The sequence below is a fragment of the Falsirhodobacter xinxiangensis genome, from assembly GCF_004959935.1.
GTDB classification, from domain to species: domain Bacteria; phylum Pseudomonadota; class Alphaproteobacteria; order Rhodobacterales; family Rhodobacteraceae; genus Falsirhodobacter; species Falsirhodobacter xinxiangensis.
Genome location: NZ_SMYN01000004.1, coordinates 108,539 through 128,593 on the forward strand (window position 1 = coordinate 108,539; position 20,055 = coordinate 128,593).

24 protein-coding genes are annotated in these 20,055 nt (G+C 67.3%); 11 read left to right on the forward strand and 13 right to left on the reverse strand.

Features of this window, described 5'->3' with window-relative positions:
• Window positions 1-7: 7 nt before the first annotated feature.
• Together flgH and E2K76_RS06395 are read left to right on the forward strand one after the other, a co-directional pair.
• Window positions 8-730: a flagellar basal body L-ring protein FlgH gene (flgH, locus tag E2K76_RS06390; RefSeq protein ID WP_136683457.1), complete on the forward strand. Its 723-nt coding sequence runs from the start codon at window positions 8-10 to the stop codon at window positions 728-730.
• The gene (locus E2K76_RS06395; RefSeq protein WP_136683458.1) at window positions 730-1,167 is read left to right on the forward strand and encodes a flagellar basal body-associated FliL family protein; all 438 of its coding nucleotides are present in this window, start codon (window positions 730-732) and stop codon (window positions 1,165-1,167) included. Before flgH ends, E2K76_RS06395 begins: the two co-directional genes overlap by 1 nt.
• Here E2K76_RS06395 and E2K76_RS06400 read toward each other — a convergent pair.
• From E2K76_RS06400 to E2K76_RS06445, 10 genes are all read right to left on the reverse strand, one after another.
• Window positions 1,164-1,472 (reverse strand): hypothetical protein, encoded by a 309-nt coding sequence (locus tag E2K76_RS06400; RefSeq protein ID WP_136683459.1) that lies wholly within the window; start codon window positions 1,470-1,472, stop codon window positions 1,164-1,166. The two genes, E2K76_RS06395 and E2K76_RS06400, sit on opposite strands and share 4 nt — an antisense overlap.
• Window positions 1,469-2,542 carry an EscU/YscU/HrcU family type III secretion system export apparatus switch protein gene (locus E2K76_RS06405; RefSeq protein WP_136683460.1) on the reverse strand — a complete coding sequence of 358 codons (1,074 nt, stop codon included), beginning with the start codon at window positions 2,540-2,542 and terminating at the stop codon, window positions 1,469-1,471. The genes E2K76_RS06400 and E2K76_RS06405 overlap by 4 nt, the downstream gene beginning before the upstream one ends.
• A complete protein-coding gene (locus E2K76_RS06410; protein WP_136683461.1) occupies window positions 2,539-3,270 on the reverse strand; it encodes a flagellar biosynthetic protein FliR in 732 nt (243 codons plus the stop codon). The genes E2K76_RS06405 and E2K76_RS06410 overlap by 4 nt, the downstream gene beginning before the upstream one ends.
• On the reverse strand, window positions 3,267-5,315 hold the full coding sequence (locus E2K76_RS06415; RefSeq protein ID WP_136683462.1) for a flagellar biosynthesis protein FlhA: 2,049 nt from the start codon (window positions 5,313-5,315) through the stop codon (window positions 3,267-3,269). Before E2K76_RS06415 ends, E2K76_RS06410 begins: the two co-directional genes overlap by 4 nt.
• A gap of 2 nt (window positions 5,316-5,317) precedes the next feature.
• Window positions 5,318-5,959 (reverse strand): transglycosylase SLT domain-containing protein, encoded by a 642-nt coding sequence (locus E2K76_RS06420; RefSeq protein ID WP_136683463.1) that lies wholly within the window; start codon window positions 5,957-5,959, stop codon window positions 5,318-5,320.
• Between the two features lie 70 nt (window positions 5,960-6,029).
• Window positions 6,030-7,988, reverse strand: coding sequence for a hypothetical protein (locus tag E2K76_RS06425; RefSeq protein ID WP_136683464.1), 1,959 nt, complete (start codon window positions 7,986-7,988; stop codon window positions 6,030-6,032).
• The gene (gene motA / locus E2K76_RS06430; RefSeq protein WP_136683465.1) at window positions 7,985-8,851 is read right to left on the reverse strand and encodes a flagellar motor stator protein MotA; all 867 of its coding nucleotides are present in this window, start codon (window positions 8,849-8,851) and stop codon (window positions 7,985-7,987) included. Before motA ends, E2K76_RS06425 begins: the two co-directional genes overlap by 4 nt.
• Before the next feature lie 49 nt (window positions 8,852-8,900).
• A complete protein-coding gene (locus tag E2K76_RS06435; RefSeq protein WP_136683466.1) occupies window positions 8,901-9,446 on the reverse strand; it encodes a MotE family protein in 546 nt (181 codons plus the stop codon).
• Window positions 9,443-9,775 (reverse strand): hypothetical protein, encoded by a 333-nt coding sequence (locus E2K76_RS06440; RefSeq protein ID WP_136683467.1) that lies wholly within the window; start codon window positions 9,773-9,775, stop codon window positions 9,443-9,445. The genes E2K76_RS06435 and E2K76_RS06440 overlap by 4 nt, the downstream gene beginning before the upstream one ends.
• A 13-nt stretch (window positions 9,776-9,788) precedes the next feature.
• Window positions 9,789-10,253 (reverse strand): flagellar basal body-associated FliL family protein, encoded by a 465-nt coding sequence (locus E2K76_RS06445; RefSeq protein WP_136683468.1) that lies wholly within the window; start codon window positions 10,251-10,253, stop codon window positions 9,789-9,791.
• Window positions 10,254-10,375: 122 nt separating this feature from the next.
• Here E2K76_RS06445 and fliF point away from each other — a divergent pair, with 122 nt between their 5' ends.
• From fliF to E2K76_RS06470, 5 genes are all read left to right on the forward strand, one after another.
• Window positions 10,376-11,884, forward strand: a complete 1,509-nt coding sequence (fliF, locus tag E2K76_RS06450) for a flagellar basal-body MS-ring/collar protein FliF (RefSeq protein WP_169053219.1) — start codon at window positions 10,376-10,378, stop codon at window positions 11,882-11,884.
• The gene (locus tag E2K76_RS06455) at window positions 11,881-12,462 is read left to right on the forward strand and encodes a flagellar biosynthesis protein (protein ID WP_136683469.1); all 582 of its coding nucleotides are present in this window, start codon (window positions 11,881-11,883) and stop codon (window positions 12,460-12,462) included. The genes fliF and E2K76_RS06455 overlap by 4 nt, the downstream gene beginning before the upstream one ends.
• Window positions 12,455-12,709: a FliM/FliN family flagellar motor switch protein gene (locus E2K76_RS06460; RefSeq protein ID WP_136683470.1), complete on the forward strand. Its 255-nt coding sequence runs from the start codon at window positions 12,455-12,457 to the stop codon at window positions 12,707-12,709. Before E2K76_RS06455 ends, E2K76_RS06460 begins: the two co-directional genes overlap by 8 nt.
• Window positions 12,706-13,416: a flagellar type III secretion system pore protein FliP gene (gene fliP, locus E2K76_RS06465; protein WP_136683471.1), complete on the forward strand. Its 711-nt coding sequence runs from the start codon at window positions 12,706-12,708 to the stop codon at window positions 13,414-13,416. Before E2K76_RS06460 ends, fliP begins: the two co-directional genes overlap by 4 nt.
• A gap of 102 nt (window positions 13,417-13,518) precedes the next feature.
• On the forward strand, window positions 13,519-14,232 hold the full coding sequence (locus E2K76_RS06470; protein ID WP_394343931.1) for a L,D-transpeptidase: 714 nt from the start codon (window positions 13,519-13,521) through the stop codon (window positions 14,230-14,232).
• Here the strand turns inward: E2K76_RS06470 and E2K76_RS06475 are convergent.
• Entirely contained in the window at window positions 14,222-14,560 is a 339-nt protein-coding gene (locus E2K76_RS06475) for a cupin domain-containing protein (protein ID WP_136683472.1), read from the reverse strand. The two genes, E2K76_RS06470 and E2K76_RS06475, sit on opposite strands and share 11 nt — an antisense overlap.
• 102 nt (window positions 14,561-14,662) lie before the next feature.
• Between E2K76_RS06475 and panB the strand changes: the two genes are divergently transcribed.
• From panB to E2K76_RS06495, 4 genes are read left to right on the forward strand one after another with little or no spacing between them, the layout of a single operon-like run.
• Entirely contained in the window at window positions 14,663-15,475 is an 813-nt protein-coding gene (gene panB / locus E2K76_RS06480; protein WP_136683473.1) for a 3-methyl-2-oxobutanoate hydroxymethyltransferase, read from the forward strand.
• Complete coding sequence (gene panC, locus E2K76_RS06485; RefSeq protein WP_136683474.1) at window positions 15,472-16,245, forward strand: pantoate--beta-alanine ligase; 774 nt, start codon at window positions 15,472-15,474, stop codon at window positions 16,243-16,245. The genes panB and panC overlap by 4 nt, the downstream gene beginning before the upstream one ends.
• Window positions 16,246-16,248: 3 nt before the next feature.
• Window positions 16,249-16,491, forward strand: a complete 243-nt coding sequence (locus tag E2K76_RS06490) for a hypothetical protein (RefSeq protein ID WP_136683475.1) — start codon at window positions 16,249-16,251, stop codon at window positions 16,489-16,491.
• Window positions 16,492-16,500: 9 nt separating this feature from the next.
• On the forward strand, window positions 16,501-17,103 hold the full coding sequence (locus E2K76_RS06495) for a DUF1523 family protein (RefSeq protein ID WP_246032913.1): 603 nt from the start codon (window positions 16,501-16,503) through the stop codon (window positions 17,101-17,103).
• On the opposite strand, the gene pheT is transcribed toward E2K76_RS06495, so the two are convergent.
• Together pheT and E2K76_RS06505 are read right to left on the reverse strand one after the other, a co-directional pair.
• On the reverse strand, window positions 17,100-19,487 hold the full coding sequence (gene pheT / locus E2K76_RS06500) for a phenylalanine--tRNA ligase subunit beta (protein WP_136683476.1): 2,388 nt from the start codon (window positions 19,485-19,487) through the stop codon (window positions 17,100-17,102). The two genes, E2K76_RS06495 and pheT, sit on opposite strands and share 4 nt — an antisense overlap.
• The gene (locus tag E2K76_RS06505; protein ID WP_136683477.1) at window positions 19,484-20,035 is read right to left on the reverse strand and encodes a hypothetical protein; all 552 of its coding nucleotides are present in this window, start codon (window positions 20,033-20,035) and stop codon (window positions 19,484-19,486) included. The genes pheT and E2K76_RS06505 overlap by 4 nt, the downstream gene beginning before the upstream one ends.
• Window positions 20,036-20,055: the final 20 nt, after the last annotated feature.

Here is a 20,055-nt window from a genome sequence, read left to right on the forward strand (position 1 = left end):
GCCGCCGATGCGCGCCGCTTTGATCTGCCTTCTCGCCGTCGCCGGTTGCGCCCGTCTGGGCGAGGTCGGCAAGGCCCCGTCCTTCTCTCCGCTGGAGGGAAGCTACCAGCATCACGCGATGTATTCGACGCCGTTGCCGATGGATGCCGACCCGTCCGCGCCGTCGCAGGCCTCGTCGCTCTGGACGGCCGAGCGGTCCTCGCTGTTGGGCGACCGGCGCGCGGAGCGGCGCGGCGACATCCTGACCGTGGTGATCGAGATCGACGACGAGGCCGAGATTTCCAACACCACCGGCCGATCCCGCGCGGGTAGCGACACGATGAAGCTGCCCTCGCTTCTGGGCATTCCGCAGCGTCTGGACGACAAGCTGCTGAAGGACGGCGCGACGATGGCGGATGCGGTGAACACCTCCTCGGCCTCGAACTATCAGGGGAACGGGTCGGTCAAGCGGAACGAGAAGCTGATGCTGCGCGTCGCCGCCACCGTGGTCGAGGAACTGCCCAACGGCGTGCTGCGGATCGAGGGCCAGCAGGAGGTCCGCGTGAACTTCGAACTGCGCGAGTTGATCGTCACCGGCTATGTCCGCCCCGCCGACATCTCGCGCCAGAACGAGATCACCTATGACAAGATCGCGGGCGCCCGGATCGCCTATGGCGGGCGCGGGCAGATCTCGGACGTGCAGCAACCGCGTTACGGCCAGCAGATCACCGACATCGTGTTGCCGTTCTGATGCTGGGCAAACTCATCCCCCTTCTGCTGATCCTGATCGGCGCGGGCGGCGGCGTCGGCGCGGGCATCGCCCTGCGCCCCGCACCGGAGGAGCCAGAGGAACAGGCGGCCCCCGTCGTAGAACCCGATTACGTCAAGCTGTCGAACCAGTTCGTCGTGCCGGTGGTGGAACATGGCAAGGTCGCGTCGCTGGTCATCATGTCGCTCAGCCTTGCAACGACGGGCGGGTCCGAGCCGGTCTTCGCGCGCGAGCCGCGTTTTCGCGATGCCTTCCTGTCGGTGCTGTTCGCCCATGCCAATACCGGCGGCTTCCGGGGCAGCTTCACCGATGCCGACAACCTTGTCGTGCTGCGCACCGCCCTGCTGGAATCGGCGAAGAAGATTCTGCCCTCCGTGTCGGACGTGCTGATCGTCGACATCATGCGGCAGGACAACTAGCGCAGCTTCCGCAGCACCTCGGCCTTGCCGAAAGCGGCGCGGGCATCGTCCTGCGCCTCCATCCATCTGGCGGTCTGGCGGGCGAGGGTCATGTTGATCTCGGCCCGCCGCGCATCTGCCCAAAGCTGATACCGCACATCGACTTGTGCCGCCGCGATCGGGTCGGGATCGTCCGACGGCGCAACGTTCAGGTCCGCCAGTCGCGCAAGGCTTTCCTCTCGTGCAAGGCTCGCCTTCTGCACCTCGGCCAGCTTCACGTCCAGAAGCAGGTTCGCGATCTGCGCCAGCCTGTCGATCTGTTTCATCCCCGCTCCTTGGCTTTCTTGCGCATCGTTTCGGCGAACCGGATCGCGGCGGCGACGGCGCGGTAATGGTCGGGATGGATGGTGTCGCCAATCTCCAGCGTGGCGTGCAGCGCACGGGCGGTGGGCGGATCGCGGTGGATCGGAACGCCTGCCTCGGCCGCCTTTTCGCGGATGCGGGCGGCGATCTCGTCCACCCCCTTCGCCACGCAGACAGGCGCCCGCCCGCCCGCGCGATCCCATTTCAACGCGATGGCGTAATGGGTCGGGTTGACCACGACCACATCGGCTTTCGGCACATCCGCCAGCATCCGGTTCGTTGCAATCTCCATCCCGCGCTGACGCCGCTGCGCCTTGGTATGCGGATCGCCTTCCGAGCTTTTGTGCTCGTCCAGCATCTCCTGCCGGCTCATGCGGTTGCGGCGCAGATGCTCGAACCGCTGCCAAAGATAGTCGACGCCGCCAAGCACCAGAAGGATCAGCAGCACGATCATCAGGAACCGCAGCAGCATCCGCAGCGCCAGCGCGAAGGCAAGCGCCGGGTCCAGATAGATCGTCGCCAGAATCTCCTGCGCGCGGCCCGTGAGGAACCAGCCGAGGATGACGGAGATCAGGCAAAGCTTCGCGAAGCTTTTCCCGAATTCGAACAACCCGCTGCGTCCGAACTTGTTCTTCGCCCCGGATATCGGAGAGATTCGCGAGAGTTGCGGCATCAACTTGGACGGCGTGATCAGGAACCCACGCTGCACGACCAACGCGATGATCGCCCCTGCGGCGGGAAAGGCGAAGAACGGCAGCAGCGCCCCGCCGAAGCGCAGCAGCACACCGCCCAAGGGGGCCGCGCCGCCATTCGCCATCATCGGGGCCAGCCGGTCGGCCTGATCCAGCAGCACCTGCGCCGCCTCGCCCGCGCCGCGCAGGGCACGCTCGCCCATGACGGCGGCGGCCAGCACCAGCCCGCCCCAGGCGGCGGCGGCGGTCAGGTCGGGGGATCGCGCGATCTCTCCCTTCTCGCGCGCGTCGTCCAGCTTCTTCTGGGAGGCCTCGTGTTCCTTTTCGGCATCCTCGCTCATAGCGGGTTCGCCATCCAGCCGTTGAAGGCCGCGATCCAGACCGCCAGCGCCAGCGGAACCGATACGGCAATCAGCACCAGCCCCCCGAAGGTGAGCGCGGGCGCGCCGATGAACGACACCATCAGCTGCGGCATCGCCCGGTTGATGACGCCAAGCGCGACGTTATAGATCAGCGAGGCCAGAACGAAGGGCGCCGCCAGCGAAAAGCCCAGCGAGAAGGCCCGACGCACCTGCTCCAGCCCCCAATCGGCCATGTCCGCCGCATCCGGCAGCCGCCCGGCGGGCAGCACGTCATAGGACAGGATCAGCAGTTCCGCCGCGCGCAGGTGCAGATCGTTCGCCATGGCCAGCGCCAGCCCCGAGATGGTCAGCAGATGGCCCAGCGCGGGCTGCGGCTCGCCCGCGCCGCCGACAAGCTGTGACAGCGAGGCCGCCTGCGCCGCGATCGCCCCGGCCATCTGAAGCGCCATCACGAACATCCGCAGACCCATGCCCAGCGCCAGCCCCGACAGAACCTCGGCCCCGTAACCCATAAGGTCCAGCGCGGGCACCGACACGGCGGGCGCGACGACGGCGGTGAAGGCCAGTGCCAGCACCAGCCGGACGCGCTGTGGCACCGATTGCTCGCCAAAACCCGGCATCAGGGCCATCACCGCGCCCACGCGCAGAAAGACGGCAAAGCCCCATTGCGCCCAGTCCGCGCCCCAGCCGGTCAGCACCTCGATCATGCCGGGACCACGCCCACCATGGAAGGCCGAGCCTCGATCCCGATCTCGTCATAGGAAAGCACCGGCGCGCCGAGCCCCTTGGCCGCGACAACCGTGCGCAGGAACCTGCGACGCAGGGACGATGTGACGATGGCCGGATAGATGCCGTTCTCCGCCGCCTTGTTCAGCCGATCCGCCAGCCCGGTCGCCAGACGGCTGAACGCCTCGGGCGGCAGGGCGACGTCGCGCGCGCCTTCCATCTGGTGGGCGGCAAAGGCGCGTTCCCATTCCGGCGCAAGCTGGATCAGCGGGATGGTCCCATCGGCGCGTTTCAACTCTGCCACCATCTGGAACCCGAGCCGCTGTCGCACATGTTCGCAAACAGCCTCCGGCGTGCCCAGACCGCGCCCCTCGGACGCCGCCTCCAGGATCAGCGGCAGGTTGCGGATCGACACGCGTTCATCCAGCAGCAGGCGCAGCACGCCCAGCAGCAGATCCACCGGCAGCTTGTCCGGCACCAGCTCGTCCAGCAGGCGGCGGTTCGCGGCGGCGCGGGCGGGATCGGACAGGTTGGTGAATTCGTCCAGCAGCCGCCGCAGCCCTTTCAGCGTCAGAAGGCGCGAGAGGTTGCCCTTCAGCACCTCCAGCAGATGGGTCGCCAGAACCTCGGCCGGGGACACCACGGTCAGGCCCGCGATGGCGGCCATTTCCTGATCGTCCTGCGCGATCCAGCGGGCGGGCGCGCCATAGACCGGCTCGCGCACATCCGCGCCGGGCGGGGCGTCGATCCCCTCCTGCATCAGCGCCAGCGCGCGGTCGGGCAGCAGTCGGTCGCGGACCTTCTCGACCCCCTGAAGGCGGATGCGATAGGTGCCGGGGGGCAGGGCGGCCTCGTCCGTCAGGCGGATCTCGGGCAGGATCAGCCCGAAGGCGGTGGCGATATGGGTGCGCATGTTGGTGATGCGGGCGTCCAGCCCGGTCGCCGGGTCCAGCACCATCTGCACGAGGTCGGGTGCGAATTCGATGTGGATGTCGTCGAAATCCAGCACGTCGCCCAGCGGACGGTTCTTCGGTGCGGGCGCGGCGGGGGCTGGCGCCGGCACCTTGGCGCGGCGATAGCCATACCACGAGGCCGCCGCCAAAGCCCCCGCACCGATCATGAACGGCACGAAGGGCAGCCCCGGCACCAGCGCGAACAGCGCCATCAGCGCCGCCACCGTGCCCAGCGCCGCCGGGTATCGGCCAAGCTGCTCGACGAAGGCGACATCCGCGGTGCCGTTCGTGCCGCCCCGCGTCAGCAGCAGCGCCGAGGCGATGGAGATGATGACCGCCGGAATCTGCCCCACAAGACCGTCGCCGACAGTCAGGATTGTATAGGTCTCGAACGCTTCGCCCGCCGGCATTCCGTGGATCAGGATGCCCGCCAGCAGCCCCACGACGATGTTCAGCCCGGTGATCAGCAGCCCTGCCACCGCGTCGCCCTTGACGAATTTCGACACCCCGTCCAGCGAGCCGAAGAAGTTCGTCTCGGCCAGTTCCGTCTCGCGCCGGCGTTTCGCCTCGGCATGGTCGATGGCGCCTGCGGACATGTCGGCGTCGATGGCAAGCTGCTTGCCCGGCATCCCGTCCAGCGCGAACCTTGCGCCCACCTCGGCCATCCGGCCCGCGCCCTTGGTGATGACCATGAAGTTCACGATCAGCAGCACGAGGAAGATCACGATCCCCAGCAGCAGGTTGCCGCCCATGATGAAATTGGCGAAGCCTTCGATCACATGGCCCGCCGCGTCGGTGCCGGTATGCCCTTCGCCGATGATCAGCTTGGTGGAGGACACGTTCAGCGCCAGCCGCAGCATCAGCGAGGCCAGCAGGATCGTCGGAAAGGCCGAAAAATCCAGCGGCCGTTCGATGAACAGCGTCACCGTCAGCATCAGGATCGCCAGTGCGAAGGACAGCGCCAGCCCAAGGTCCAGCATCCATGCCGGGACCGGCAGGATCATCATCACCACCACGGCGGTCAGCGCCAGCGCCATCAGCACGGTCGGGTGATACAGGTTCGCGATCTTCATGGTCAGTTCCCGATCAGCCGTTGCGACGCGCCGCCCAGAGGCACCAGCGATCCGCCCATCCCCGTGCCGCCGCGCAACAGAGGGAAATGGTTCACGCGCGGCTCGGCCGCGGCCAGCAGAGTGGGCTCGGGCAGGTTCCCGGCATAAAGCGCCTCGAACCGCTGGCGATAGCGGTCTGCGAATTCGGGGGTGTTGGAATGGTAGGCGCCGGCGGCCAGCGCCCAGTCGCCGTGGCGGTCATATTGTTCGCGCAGGAAACGCGCAGCATAGAGCGCGTTGGTCAGCGGATCGAACATCGCGGTCAGGTCGCTGAAATGTTCGCCATGCCAGCGGTGGTTCAACTGGAAACAGCCGACGTCGAAGTTCCGCATCCCTTGGGCCAATGCGGTCTGGGCATATTGCATCGCCTCGGGCTGGGTGGCGAACCAATGACCTTCGCCCGCGTGGTTGATCGCCCAGGGCCAGGGGCGCAATTCGCCGCCTTGCCGCCGCCCGGTTTCGGTCAGGGTCAGCGCCTGCATCACGTCGCCCGGAACACCGCTTCGGCGCGCCGCTTCGGCCGCCGCCTGTTCGCACAGGCGCGCATCGGCATGGGCCACCGCGGGCAGGGCCAGGGCCAGCGCGAAGATCATCCGTCGGATCATGGGTTTCACCCTGCGTCATCGCGGATTCTCCGCCTTGGCGAAAGGTTAGCGGCTGTTCCTTGCCAACAGGTTACCGCGCAAGCAGCGCCTCGATCCGGGCGCGGGCATCGGCGGCATCGCCGACCATCGCGCGGCCCCGCGCCAGCGCGCCGCCTTCGACGGGTGAAGGCGCGGGCAGGGCGGTCGTCTCTGTTGCGGGCGTTCCAAGCTGTTCCAGCGCCGCGATCCGGAGCCGGTCCGCCGCCTCGCCTTCCATCCTCGCGATCAGCGGCAGCACGGCGCGCGCATCGCGCTGCTGCATTCGCGCCCGCGCGGCGGCCAGCCTTTCTTCGGGCGGCGCCACGGCAAGGCGGTCCCCGCGTTCAAGCCATAACAGCGCCGGACCGGCAAGCCCGAGCCCCGTCAGCCGATCCGCCAGCGAAAGCCGGGTCGTCGCAGCGGCCTCCGGCAGCGGCGATCCTTCGGGCAGGACGGCATGTGTCAGCAGCGCCCCGTCGCCCCCCGTTCGCGCCAGCCAATCCCACAGCGCCGGGGTGGCATCCGGCGCGTTGCGCGCGCCCGCGAACGCCGCCGCGAAATCCCCGATCGAGGCGAGGCCCAGCACATGCAGCCGCGCCACATCCGCCTCCTCCTGTCCACCGCGCCGTTCATGACGCAGCGCGGCCAGGGCCGTGACCGTGGCCTGATCGAGAGGTTCCTGCGCATCCAGCCTGCGACCCGCAAGCGCGATCAACGCCTCGCCCGACCGGGTGCCGCCTTCGGCGACCAGCGCCCGTAATTGCGTATCGTCCTGCTGCGCCAGCGCGGTCATCATCCGCGTGTCGTCCGTTGGCACCGCCGCGCCGCGCGTGACGGCCTCGCGCACCATCAGTGCCGCATTGGCATCCTGCCGCGCGGCGAATCGCTCGGCCAGTTGCGGGCCAAGGTGCTGGCGCATGTGCACCGGCAGCGCCGAGAAGCTGCGCAACGCCGCCTCGGTCTGCTCGACCTCTCCGGGGGTGGGGGTGGGGGCGGCAAGGATCGCCCACATTGCCACATCGGCATCGCAGCTTGCCATCGTCGCCAGGATGTCGCTGGTCTGCTGGCGGCCGTCGAGGATGTTTGCCATCGCCTCCCACAGCGCGCGGTCATGAGGGTTGATGGGGAAGCTTGCGGCCAGCTGCCGCGCCTCGGCCCCGAACCCCAGATGGAGGTAGTAGCGGACTGCGCGGGCAATCGCCTCGGGGTCGGGCTGGTCGAACTCGGTCACCAGCGCGGCGCGGGCGCGGGCGATCTCCTCGGCGGCGGGGATGTCGGAGCCCCAAGCGCCGATGGCGACGCGGTCGTTGGCGATGCAGGCGCGCCCCTCGGGGGTGATGGGCTGGGCCGGGTCGGGCAGGAAACCGGGCGCTTCGCCGATCCGGACCTGTTCCGGCATGGGCGCGGGTTCGGGACGCGGCGGGATGCGGTCCACGATATCGACGACGCCCCGCGCCGCGCCATCCGCCAGTTTCCGCAGCAGCGCCTCGCGCAGCGGATCGAGCGTGGTGTCCGCAAGCGACGCGCTGGGCGGCGGCAGGGCCTGCCAGTCATACCCGGGCGCCGGAGGTGGGACCGGCGCAGGGGCGGGCAGCGGGACGGGCGTATCTGCCGGAAGCGGGACCGGTGCTGCGACCGGAACAAGCGGCGCCTCGAACCGCGACCCGGCGGGGGCGGCGCCCGCACGGATGTCCAGCACCACCGTCCCACGCTTCGTCTCGAACGCGGTGACGTGGCAGGCGCAATCGATGCCGAGGTTCAGCTGACCCGGCTCTGCACTCAGCCGCGCGAGCCGTTGCCGCCCGATCAGCCGATACACGCGCGAGATGTCCAGTGCCGCATCGACCACCAGCCCATAGCCGCCATCGACCCGGCCAAGCTTCCATTCGGTCCCGGCGGGCAGGTCCATCGCCAGCCGCGTAAAGCCGGGATGTTCGCCGGACCGCACCTGCACCGTCTGGGCAGAAGCGGTCGTGGCCATCAGCAGGAAGGCGAGGCAGATGCCCCTCATGCCGCTTCCTTCAGCGCGCGCAGGGCCTGTTCCAGATCGTTGAAGCTGGGGCGGATGTGATGGGGGGTGTTCTGGCGACCGACCTCGATACAGATATTGGCCGGGTGGGCGTGAAGGTTGGCGATCAGAACCTCGCGGATCAGGGCGTAGAAATGCGCGTCCTCCTCGATCACGGCCTTCACCCGCGCGGCAAAGGGGCCGACGATGCCATAGGCCAGGAACACGCCCAGAAAGGTGCCGACCAGCGCGCCGCCGATCATCTTGCCCAGGATCTCCGGCGGCTGGTCGATGGAGCCCATCGTCTTGATCACGCCCAGCACGGCAGCGACGATGCCCAGCGCGGGCAGGGCGTCGGCCACGTTCTGAAGCGCATGGCTGGGCACCAGCGCGTGGTGGTGCGAGGCGTCCATGCGCTTGCCCAAGACCTCCTCGACCTGATGCGGATCGTCGTAGTTCATGGATGCCGCGCGCAGGGTGTCGCAGATCAGGTCCGCCGCCTCGTGATCGTCGCGGATCTTGGGGTATTTGCCGAAGATCGCGGAATCGTGCGGGTTCTCGATATGCTCCTCCAGCGCGATGGGGCTGGAGCGGGCGACGCGGACCAGTTCGAACAGCAGGCACAGCAGGTCCTGATAATCCTGCCCCTTCCACTTCGGCCCTTTGAAGACCTTGGCGATGTCCTTGCCGGTCGCCTTCACCGTCGCCAGATCGTTCGACAGCAGGAACGCGCCCAAAGCCGCCCCGCCGATCATGATCATCTCGAACGGGAGGGCCTTCATGATGATGCCCATCTTGCCCCCGGCCAGCATATAGCCGCCGAAGACCATGATGAAGATCACCGCGATACCGATCATGCCGAACATGTTCTGCCTCCTGCTTCTGCGGGGACCATTGCGGCGAATGGTTAAGGAATCACTCCGTCGGGACGGAACTGTTGCGCCCGGCCAGCAGCACGCTGACGGCATAGGCGGTTTCCGCAGGCATACCCGACAGGATCGCGCCCGCGGCTTCGGGGCGCATCCGGCCAAGGAAACCGGCGGCGAAATCGGGGTCCATCGTCTGGAACAGGGTGGCGGCGTCCTTGGGCTTCATCGCCTCATACACCGCCGTCAGGCGCGACAGGTCCGCCTCGGCCGCGCCATCGGCAAGGGCGAGCGTCTGGGACAGTTCCGCCTCGGCAGCCTGCAATTCGGCAAGGCGTTGGTCGATGGCGGCATTGGCCTGATCCAGCGCGACAAGGCGTTCGGCCAGCGCCTTTTCCCGCAATGCCACGTCGGCTTCGCGCAGGCGCAGCGCCTCGGCCAAGGCGGCGGGCGGTTCGGGACAGACCAGCGGTGCGGAAGGGGCGGACGGCTCCGGCACGCGGGCCAGTGCCGCACCGACGCCGGAACCCAACCGCAGCGCGCCCGCCGAGGCCATCAAGATCGCAAGGATCGCGAGCGTTCCCCGGCGTCTCATGCGTCTTCCTCCTCGACCACACGGCGGCGGCGCGAGACGCGGCGGCCCGGCAGGTCGTGCATCGACGCCATCATCAGTTCCAGCTTCATCGCGGCGGCTTCGGCCCGCACGGTCAGCGCCTCCAGCTTGGCCGCCGAATCGGTGGCGGCCCCGCGTGCGCCTTCCAGCGCCTTCGTCATCTCGTCCACCTGCGCCGAAAGCACGGCGATGGCGCTGCCCATCCCGCCCTCCAGCGCCGTGAAGCGTTTCAGGCGCGAGGCGAGCACATAGCAATAGACGGCAGCGCCCAGCGCGCCCGCCCCAAGAAGCATGTCCGCGATCATGTCCATCGCATGGCCTCCGTCAGTTCAGCACGAATTCCGTGACCAGCAGGTCGCGCACGCGCCCTTCGCCGGTCACGATCTGGATGCGGCGCAGCATCTGTGCCCGCAGCGGCACCAGCGCCGAGGCATCCTCCAGCTGCGCGATATCGACGGCGCGCAGGTATCCGTTCAGAACGTCGAGGATGCGCGGCGTCAGAAGCTGCACCTCGGCCTGATGGGCGGGATCGACCTCCAGCTGCGCCTGGAATCGCAGGTGCTGGCGCGTGCCGCCCTGACCCAACGAGATGATCAGCGGATCGAGCGGGACGAAGGCGATGGCGGGCAGGGCCGCGACATCGTCCTTGTGGCCCGGTTTCAGGATCATCCCGCTGTAGGTGGCAAAGAATCCGCCCCCGCCCAGCAACAGGGCAAGGACAAGGCCGATCAGCAGCGGCAGGCGCGATTTCTTCGCTGGCGTTTCCGGCGCGGCGGTGGCGTCCGTCATGTTCGTCTCCGGCATTCTGCGTTGCCGCAAGCTATAGCCCCGAGTCCACTAACCGATTGTTAAGGCAGTTCGGGGAATGTTCACCGTGACGGGGCAGAACGCCCCCGGGATCGGAGCCGCGTGTGCAAAATCTCATATCCTTGTGGAAATCGCTGTCGATGATGCGCCGGATGGCAGTCGTGGGGGCCACGGTAGCGATGTTCGCGGCGATTCTGGCGCTGTCGCGCATCGCCTCGACACCCGATATGGCGCTGCTGTATTCGGGCCTCGATTCGCGTGCGGCGGGGGAGGTCGTGGCGGCGCTGGAACAGCGGGGCGTGGCTTACGAGGTGCAGGGCGATTCGATCCGGGTCGATGCCGCGATGCGCGACCAGCTTCGCATGATGCTGGCGACCGAGGGGCTGCCGCCCAGCAGCGGTGCCGGGTATGAACTTCTGGACGGGCTTTCGGGCTTCGGCACCACGTCGCAGATGTTCGACGCGGCATATCTGCGCGCGAAGGAGGGCGAGCTTGCCCGCACGATCCTTGCCAATCCCGGCATCCGTTCGGCCCGCGTGCATATCGCGCAGGATGGCACCCAGCCCTTCCGGCGCGATTCGCGCCCGACCGCCAGCGTCACGGTGGGAACGGCCGACGGCACATTGGCCCCGGCGCAGGCCAAGGCGCTGAAGCATCTGGTCGCGGCGGCGGTGTCGGGAATGCGGGCCGAGGATGTTTCGGTGATCGACAGCGTTGGCGGGTTGATCGACGCGGCGGAAGCGCCCGTGGCGACCGACCGGGCCGATCAGTTGCGTGCCAATGTCGAACGTCTGCTGGCCGCCCGCGTCGGTCCCGGCCGCGCGGTGGTCGAAGTGTCCGTCGATGTCGAAACCGCGTCGGAACAGATTTCCGAACGGCGCTTCGATCCGCAGGGACGCGTCGCGATCTCGTCCGAGGCGACGACGAAGACCAGCAACGACACGCGCCCCGCCGGGGATGTGACGGTTGCCTCGAACCTGCCCGAAGGGGATGCGCAAGGCGGCGCATCGGGGCAGAGCCAAGCCTCAGAATCGCGCGAGATGGTGAATTACGAGGTGTCCGAGACGCAGCGCGAGATTCTGCGCGCGCCGGGCGACATCCGCAAGATCAGCGTCGCCGTGCTGGTCGATGGCGTGCAGGGGCCGGATGGCTGGGCCGAACGCACGCCCGAGGAGTTGGCGGTGCTGCATGATCTGGTCGCCTCGGCGGTGGGGCTGGATACGGCGCGGGGCGATGTGCTGACGCTGCGGTCGCTGCAATTCCAGACGCCGGCGGAACTGGGAACGCTGGCCGAGGCGGGGCTGCTGGCCAGCCTCGGGGGCTTCGATCTGATGACCGCGATCCAACTGGCTGTGCTGGCGCTGGTGGTGCTGGTGCTGGGCCTGTTCGTGCTGCGCCCCATCCTGACGACGAAACGCGAGCCGATGCCGATCCCGATGGAGCCGCCGCTGGCACTGCCCGGCGCGACCCGCGTGCTGGACGGAGAGATCGCGGATGACGACCCCGAGCCCGAGCCGGAGAATCCCGTGGACCGCCTGCGCCGCCTGATCGACGCAAGGCAGGTCGAATCGGTCGAGATCCTGCGCGACTGGATGAACAGGGGCCGCGCATGATCGCGCTGAGGCTGGAGGTTTTCGAGACCGAGGACGACACCGTCGTCACCGACCGCGCCGCCATGGAGGAAGCCCGTCGCGCCGCCTTTGCCGAGGGCCTTGCCGCGGGCCGTGCCGAAGCCGCCGCCGAGGCGGAGACCGCGCGCCACGGGCACGAGGCGGCGGCGATGCGCAACCTTGCCGATCTCGCCTTCACCTTCCACGAGGCGCGCGCGCATGTGCTGTCTGCCTTGCATCCGCTGTTCGAACAGATCGCCACCGCCTTGCTGCCGAACCTTGCGCGACAGGCGCTGGCCCCCGTCTTGGCCGAGGCGTTGATGCCGATGGCCGAAGGGCTGGCGGAAACGCCGATCCGCGTCGCCCATCACCCGGATGCCGCGGATGCCGTCGCGCGCGTGCTGGCCGAGTGCCCCTTTCCGCTGGAGGCGGTGCTCGACCCCGCGCTGCCGACAGGCGCGGTCCAGCTTCGCCTTGGCCAGACCGAAACGCGCGTCGATCTGACCCGCGCGACCGAAGCCATCACCGCCGCCCTTCGCGGCTTCTTCGCGCCGAACGAACAGGAGCGCATGTATGGATGAGATGACCGAAAGCCCGTTCTCGCAGGTGCCGATCGAGATCACGATCTCGGTCGGGCGCGCGCGTCTGCCGGTGCGCGACCTCTTGCGGCTTGGGCGCGAGGCTGTGCTGACGCTGGATCGCAAGGTGGACGACCCGGTGGAGCTTTACGTCGGCGACCGTCTGATCGCGCGGGGCGAGCTGGAGGAGAAGGAAGGCCAGCTTTCCGTGCGGCTGACCGAGGTTGCCTCGTTGCGGGGCGGGCTGTGAAGCTGCTGGCATTGCTGCTGATCTTTGCCGCCTCGCCCGCGCTGGCGCAGGAGGTGACGCTGAACCTTGGCGACGGCACGTCGCTGGCGGGGCGGTCGGTGCAGCTGATCGCGCTGATCACGCTGCTCAGCCTCGTGCCGGGGATCGCGGTGATGGTGACATGCTTTCCGTTCATCGTGACGGTGCTGTCGATCCTGCGTCAGGCGATCGGGCTGCAGCAGGCGCCGCCGAACATGCTGATCGTATCGCTGGCGCTGTTCCTGACATGGTATGTCATGGACCCGGTGCTGATGCGGTCATGGGCCGAAGGCGTGCAGCCGCTGTCCGAAGGGCGCATGACGCTGGAGGCCGCGTGGCCCGCCATCGTCCAGCCGTTCCGCGAATTCATGGCCGCGCGGCTGGACCCGGATGCGTTCCAGACGCTGCAATCGCTGCGCCCGGTGGCCGAGACGGCTCCGGTCGATGCGCCGCTGTCGCTGCTGGTGCCGTCTTTCCTTCTGTCGGAAATCCAGCGCGCGTTCGAAATCGGGTTTCTTGTCTTCCTGCCGTTCCTGATCATCGATCTGGTGGTTTCGGCGGTGCTGATGTCGATGGGGATGATGATGGTGCCGCCCGCCATCGTGTCGCTGCCGTTCAAGCTGGCCTTCTTCGTGGTGGCCGATGGCTGGGCGCTGATCTCGGGGGCGCTGGTGCGCAGCTATGGGTAGTTCTGCACCACTTTGCGGGAAAGGCGGCGCGCGGGGTTGACCTTGGGCGGCGCGCGCCACTTCCTGTGGGCATATCAGCAGAAGTCGGATACCCCATTGAACATTCCATTCCGCCCTTTGGCCGCCGCCCTCTCGCTCGTCATCCTTGGTGCATGCGCCAGCGCGCCGATCCCGATGCTTCCCGTTCAGAACCCGGATTACGCCGCGGTGCAGGACGGCGACATCCTGATCCCCGCCGTGCATCCGCGTTTCCTGAACGAGCATTCGGTGCGGCAGGAGGTGGATTACGAGGGTGGCGAGGCGCCGGGGACCATCGTGGTCGATACCCATGCGCGCAAGCTCTATCACGTGCATGAAGGCGGTCGGGCCACGCGCTATGCCATCGGCACCGGGCCGGAGGGGCGGGCGCTGCGCGGTCAGACCACCGTCGGCGCGAAACGCGAATGGCCCGGATGGACGCCGACGCAGAACATGATCCGCCAGATGCCGGAGCTTTACGCCGAATTCGCGGGCGGGCTGGAGGGTGGCCTTGAAAATCCGCTGGGGGCGCGGGCGCTGTATCTTTACCGGAACGGCAAGGACACGATGTATCGCATCCACGGCACGATCGACAACGCCTCGGTCGGGCGGGCGACGTCGGCAGGCTGTATCCGGCTGTTCAACCAGGACATCATCCACCTTTACAACAACGTCGAACGCGGCGCGCGGGTCAAGGTCCGCTCGCTGGAGGAAAGCCGCCGTCTGGAAGGCGAATGGTTCGACGACGAGGATGGCGACATCCAGCCGCCGCTCCTTGTCTCCGAAGTCACCGGATGACGTAATCCTTCAGGGTGGCTTCCACCACCTCCCAAGTCCCTTCGAAACCGGGCCGGATGACATAGCTGTCTCCGGCCCGAAGCGTGACCGGGGTGCCATCCGCGCCCGTCAGCACCGACACGCCCTCGCGGATATGCACATACTCCCACTCGGAGTAGCTGATGCGCCATTTGCCGGGGGTCGAATGCCACATGCCGCAGAACAGCCCTTCGATCTCGTCCATGTTCCAAGTCGTATGGACCGGATCGCCCGCCAGCACCTTTTCCGGGGCGGGGCGTTCGACTTCGGGGGGGGTGCCGTCGCGGCTGACGGGGGCAAGCAAGGTCATGTCATTCTCCGGGTTTTGGCCGATCATGGCAGAGGGCAAGTTTCGCTGGAACCCCGTAAACCGCGCCGATATAACCCGCGCCAAACGACCGGAGGCCATGACATGAGCGCAAGCACCGCCAAACGCGGGATTCTTCCGCCGGATATCGAGGCCCGCAAGGGTGGCACGCCGCTGGTCGTCCTGACCGCCTATACCACCCCCGTTGCCAAGCTGGTCGATGCGCATTGCGACGTCGCGCTGGTGGGTGACAGCCTTGGGATGGTCGTCTATGGGCTGCCTTCCACGCTGGCCGTCACGATGGACATGATGATCGCACATGGGCAGGCGGTGATGCGCGGGCTGACGCGCGCGATGTGCGTGATCGACCTGCCCTTCGGCAGTTTCGAGGAAAGCCCGGCGCAAGCCTTCCGCAACGCCTCGCGCCTTTTGGCCGAGACGGGGGCGGCTGCGGTGAAGCTGGAGGGCGGCGTGCACATGGCCGAGACGATCGCCTTCCTGACCGCGCGGGGCGTGCCGGTGATGGCGCATATCGGGCTGACGCCGCAGGCTGTGAACGCGCTTGGCGGCTACAAGGTGCAGGGTCGCGGCGAGGATGCAGCGCGCGTTCTGGCCGATGCGAAGGCCGTGGCGGATGCGGGGGCCTTTGCCGTGGTGCTGGAAAAGGTGCCGCAGCGTCTGGCGCGCGAGATCACCGAGGCGGTGGCGATCCCCACCATCGGCATCGGCGCGGGCAAGGATTGCGACGGGCAGGTGCTGGTGGCGGATGACATGCTGGGCATGTTCACCGACTTCCGCCCGAAATTCGTCAAACGCTTCGGCAATCTGGCCGAGGTCGCCGACCGCGCCATCGCCGATTACGCCGCCGAAGTGCGCGCGCGCAGCTTCCCCGCGCCCGAACACAGCTTCGACACATGATCCTGCGCACCATTTCCGATCTGCGCGGCGTGGTTGCGGGCTGGCGTCCGGCCACGGTCGGCGTCGTGCCGACGATGGGTGCGCTGCACGACGGGCATCTGAGCCTCGTGCGCGCCGCCAAGGCCGAATGCGACCGGGTGATCGTCACGATCTTCGTGAACCCGACGCAGTTCAACAACCCGGACGATCTGGCAAAATACCCCCGGACCGAGGAAAGCGACGCCGCCCTCTTGGCCGGCGAAGGGGTGGATGCGATCTTTGCCCCGCGGCCCGAAGAGGTGTATCCGCAGGGGTTCGCGACCACGGTTTCGGTTTCCGGCGTCAGCGAGCCGCTGGAGGGCGCGCACCGTCCCGGCCATTTCGATGGCGTCGCGACGGTGGTGACCAAACTGTTCGGAATGACCCGCGCCGACCGCGCCTATTTCGGCGAAAAGGACTGGCAGCAGCTTCAGGTCGTGCGGCGGCTGGTGGCGGACCTGAACCTGCCCATCGAAATCGTCGGCTGTCCGACGCTGCGCGAGCCGGACGGGCTGGCCATGTCGTCCCGCAATGCCCGCCTGTCGCCCGAGGCGCGGGCCAAGGCCCCGGCGCTGTATCGCGCGATGCAGGTGGCGCGAACGGGGGATCTGGACCGCGCGCGGGCGGAAATCCTTGCGGCTGGCTTCGAAAGCATCGACTATCTGGAGGTGGCCGACTTGGGCGGCGTACGGCGCGTTCTGGTCGCGGCGACGCTGGATGGGGTCAGGCTGATCGACAACATGGCGGTGTGACGGATGGTCTTCCTGCGGTTCCTGATCCTCGGGTTCTTCGGGTTGACGATCCTTTACCTGACGCTGACGATCATCCTGCGCTCGCGCCATCGGCGATTGCTGGAACGGCGCCATGACGATCATGTTTCTGTCGAACAGGGCATGGCAGAATACCAGCGCGGTCTGCGCCGCTGGCTGCCCGTGCTGGTCTATGTGGTCCCGAGCGCAGTGTTCGGGGCGGTCGTATGGTGGATGAACAATGAATAGGGGATGTCGATGCGATATGTGAAATGGGGCATCCTGACGGTGCTGGGCCTGCTGATCGCGGGCTTCCTGAACTATACCCTGCCGCAGCGGGACGTGGTGCGGATCACCAACACCTACAACCGGCTGACGACCATCGGATCGAACTGGATGTTCTATGCATCCTCCGACAGCGGCACGAATGCGCAGGGCGGGCAGAACCGCGACATCTTCTTCATCGAGGCGGTGCGCCCGAACGGCAAGCCCATCGTCTATCGCAACGAGGATACGGGCTGGGTCTGGCCGCCCTATTTCAAATATGACAGCTCCAACCTTCAGGCGCAGGCGGCGGATCGCAAATCGACGCAGGCCCAGCCGGAATGGGTGGCGATCACCCATTACGGCTGGCGGATGGCCTGGCTGTCCGTCTATCCCAACGCGCTGTCGGTCCGCACCGTCGAAGGGCCGGATGTAAAGCTGTTCCCGTGGCCTGCGATCATCACGGTGGGCGCACTTCTGGCGCTGGTCCTGACCGTGTGGCGGTTGGTCGTGATGGTCGGGCGGCGGTTTGCCGACGATGTGGGTGACCGCACCGACGGCATCCGTTCGCGCTTCTGGCGGTGGTTCCGCAACTAGGACCGCAGGGCGGCCCCGGTCGCCTTCGCCACCTTTTCCACGATCTTCGCGCTGACCGCCTCGATGTCCTTGTCGGTCAGCGTCTTTCCTTCGGGCTGAAGGCGCACGGTGATCGCCAGCGACTTCTTGCCCTCGGCCTTCTGCGCCTCGGACGCGAACTGGTCGAACACGCGCACGCTTTCGATCAGCGCCTTGTCGGCACCCGCCGCCGCGTTCACCAGCGTCAGCGCCTCGGTCCCGGCATCCACGACGAAGGCGAAGTCCCGCTCCACCGCTTGCAGGTCCGAGATTTTCAGCGCGGGCCGCGTCGGCGTCTTGACCTTGGGCAGCGGCACATTGGCGATCTGGATGGTGAAGGCGACCGCGGGCCCCTTCACGTCCAGCGCGTTCAGGATGCGCGGATGAACCTCGCCAAAGGTCGCCAGCACGTTCGGGCCAAGGCCGATCACGCCGGACCGACCCGGATGCCACCAACCCGCGACCTTGCGGCTGACCTGCACCTTGGCGGGCGCACCGATGGCGGACAGAACCGCCTCGGCATCGGCTTTCGCGTCGAAGACGTCCAGAGCGCGGCGCGAGCCATAGGGGTCGCGCGCGGCGGCGGCACCGACCAGAAGGCCCGTCGCCAGCAGCACCTGCTCCCCCGGCTCCCCACCGGCAAATGCAGGGCCAACCTCGAACAGGGCCATATCCGCGAAACCGCGCGCCTGGTTGCGGGCTGCGGCGCGCAGCAGGCCGGGCAGCAGATCAGGGCGCAGATGCGTCATTTCGCTGCTGATCGGGTTCTCCACCCGCACCGCATCCGTGCCGCCCCCGAACAGCGCGGCGTCCCTGGCGTTGATGAAGCTGTAGGTCACGCATTCGTTGTAGCCCAAGGCCGCCAGCGTCCGCCGCGCCGCCTTTTCGCGCTGTTGCAGCGGGGTCAGGATCGGCAGCGGCACACCCGCCACGGCGCGGGGCAGGGGGCGCCCCTCCAGCTTGGTCAGCGATGCGACGCGGGCGATTTCCTCGATCAGGTCGGCCTCGCCCAGAACGTCGGGGCGCCATGACGGCACATGGGCCATATCGCCCTCCAGCCGGAAGCCGAGCGATTCCAGCGTCGCGCGTTGATCATGCGCCGCGATTTCCATTCCAACCAACGAAACCACGCGGTCGGTGTCGAGACGATAGGCGCGGGCGGTGTCCGGCACCGCGCCCGCGACCTGCACATCAGACGGGGTGCCGCCGCACAGATCGAGGATCATGCGCGTGGCAAGCTCGATCCCCGGCACGGTGAAGGCGGGATCGATCCCGCGCTCGAACCGATACCGCGCGTCGGAGTTGATCTTCAGCGCGCGGCCCGTGGTCGCCGTGGTGATCGGGTCGAAATAGGCAGCTTCCAGATAGACATCGGTGGTCGTCTCGTCGCAGCCCGACACTTCGCCGCCCATGATGCCGCCAAGGGATTCGACACCGTTATCGTCGGTAATCACCACCATGCCTTCGCGCAGGGCATAGGTCTTGCCGTCCAGCGCCAGAAGCTCCTCGCCCGCGCGGGCCGAACGCACGACCAGATCGCCCGCCACCTTGGCCGCGTCGAAGACATGCAGCGGGCGGTTCAAATCGAAGGTGAACAGGTTGGTGATATCCACCAGCGCCGAGATCGGCCGCAGCCCGATCGCCTTCAGCCGCGCCTGCAGCCATTCGGGCGAGGGGCCGTTCTTGACGCCTCGGATCACGCGTCCGGCGAACAGGGGGCAAGCCTCGGTCTCCAGCCGCAGTGTGATCGGGTTTGGGAACTGTCCCGCGACAGGTTCGACCGCCAGCGGCTTCAAGGTGCCAAGGCCCCGCGCTGCCAGATCGCGCGCGATGCCGCGCACGCCCAGCGCATCGGGGCGGTTCGGCGTGATCTTGATGTGGATCATCGGGTCGATCTTTTCCGGCGTGTTCTGCGCCAGCCAGTCGGTGAACTTGTCGCCCACCTCGCCCGAGGGAAGCTCGATGATGCCGTCATGTTCTTCCGACAGTTCCAGCTCGCGTTCCGATGCCATCATGCCGTGGGATTCGACACCGCGGATCTTGCCGACGCCCAAAGTCACGTCGATCCCCGGCACGTAATCGCCGGGCTTGCACAGCACGACCGTGATCCCCTCGCGCGCGTTTGGTGCACCGCAGACGATCTGCTTCTCCCCCTCGTCCGTCATCACGCGGCAGACGCGCAGACGGTCGGCATCGGGATGCTGTTCGGCATGCAGAACCTTCGCCAGCGTGAAGGTTTTCAGCTTCGAGGCCGGGTCATGGATGCCCTCCACCTCCAGCCCCAGATCGGTGAGGGCATAGGCGATGTCATCGAGGCTGGCAGAGGTGTCGAGATGGGTTTTGAGCCAGGAGAGGGTGAATTTCATGGGAGCCTCACGAGCGAGCCAATGGTGGTGATGGCTGACAGAGCGAAGACTGTCAGCGCGAAATGTATGCCAAGCATGAAGATCGATGCACCGAGCATTCGGTCCGGCCAGCGCGGCTCGACGGACCAGAGGGCCTCGGGCATCGCCGCTTGAAGGAGGCAGGCGAAGATGGGGACAAGGCCGATCACGAACCAGGTCATAAAGAAGACAATGTCTTCGGATGCGCTAACCATGACCAAACCCGGCAAGGGAATCATCCCGGTCATGAACGGGATATAAACAGCCGCGTAGATCCCGAATATGGCCACCGGAGAGCTGCTGCGAACGCCGATTTCCGAGGTTTTGGAAGGGTCGCTGAACAGCGAATGGTAAAGCAGCGCCAATGCTGCGAAAGCGATCAACGCGAGCGCCGTGATGGCCGGAGTGAAAGCTGACACCGCACCGCGCGACGCGATCGACCGGGCAATCAGCAGTCCCGCTCCCGCGAGAGGCAGATAAATCGCGCAGCGCGTCGCCAAACGGACGCATTTCGGCGCGGTTGCGTTCATCCACTGCCGGGCAGCCCGGC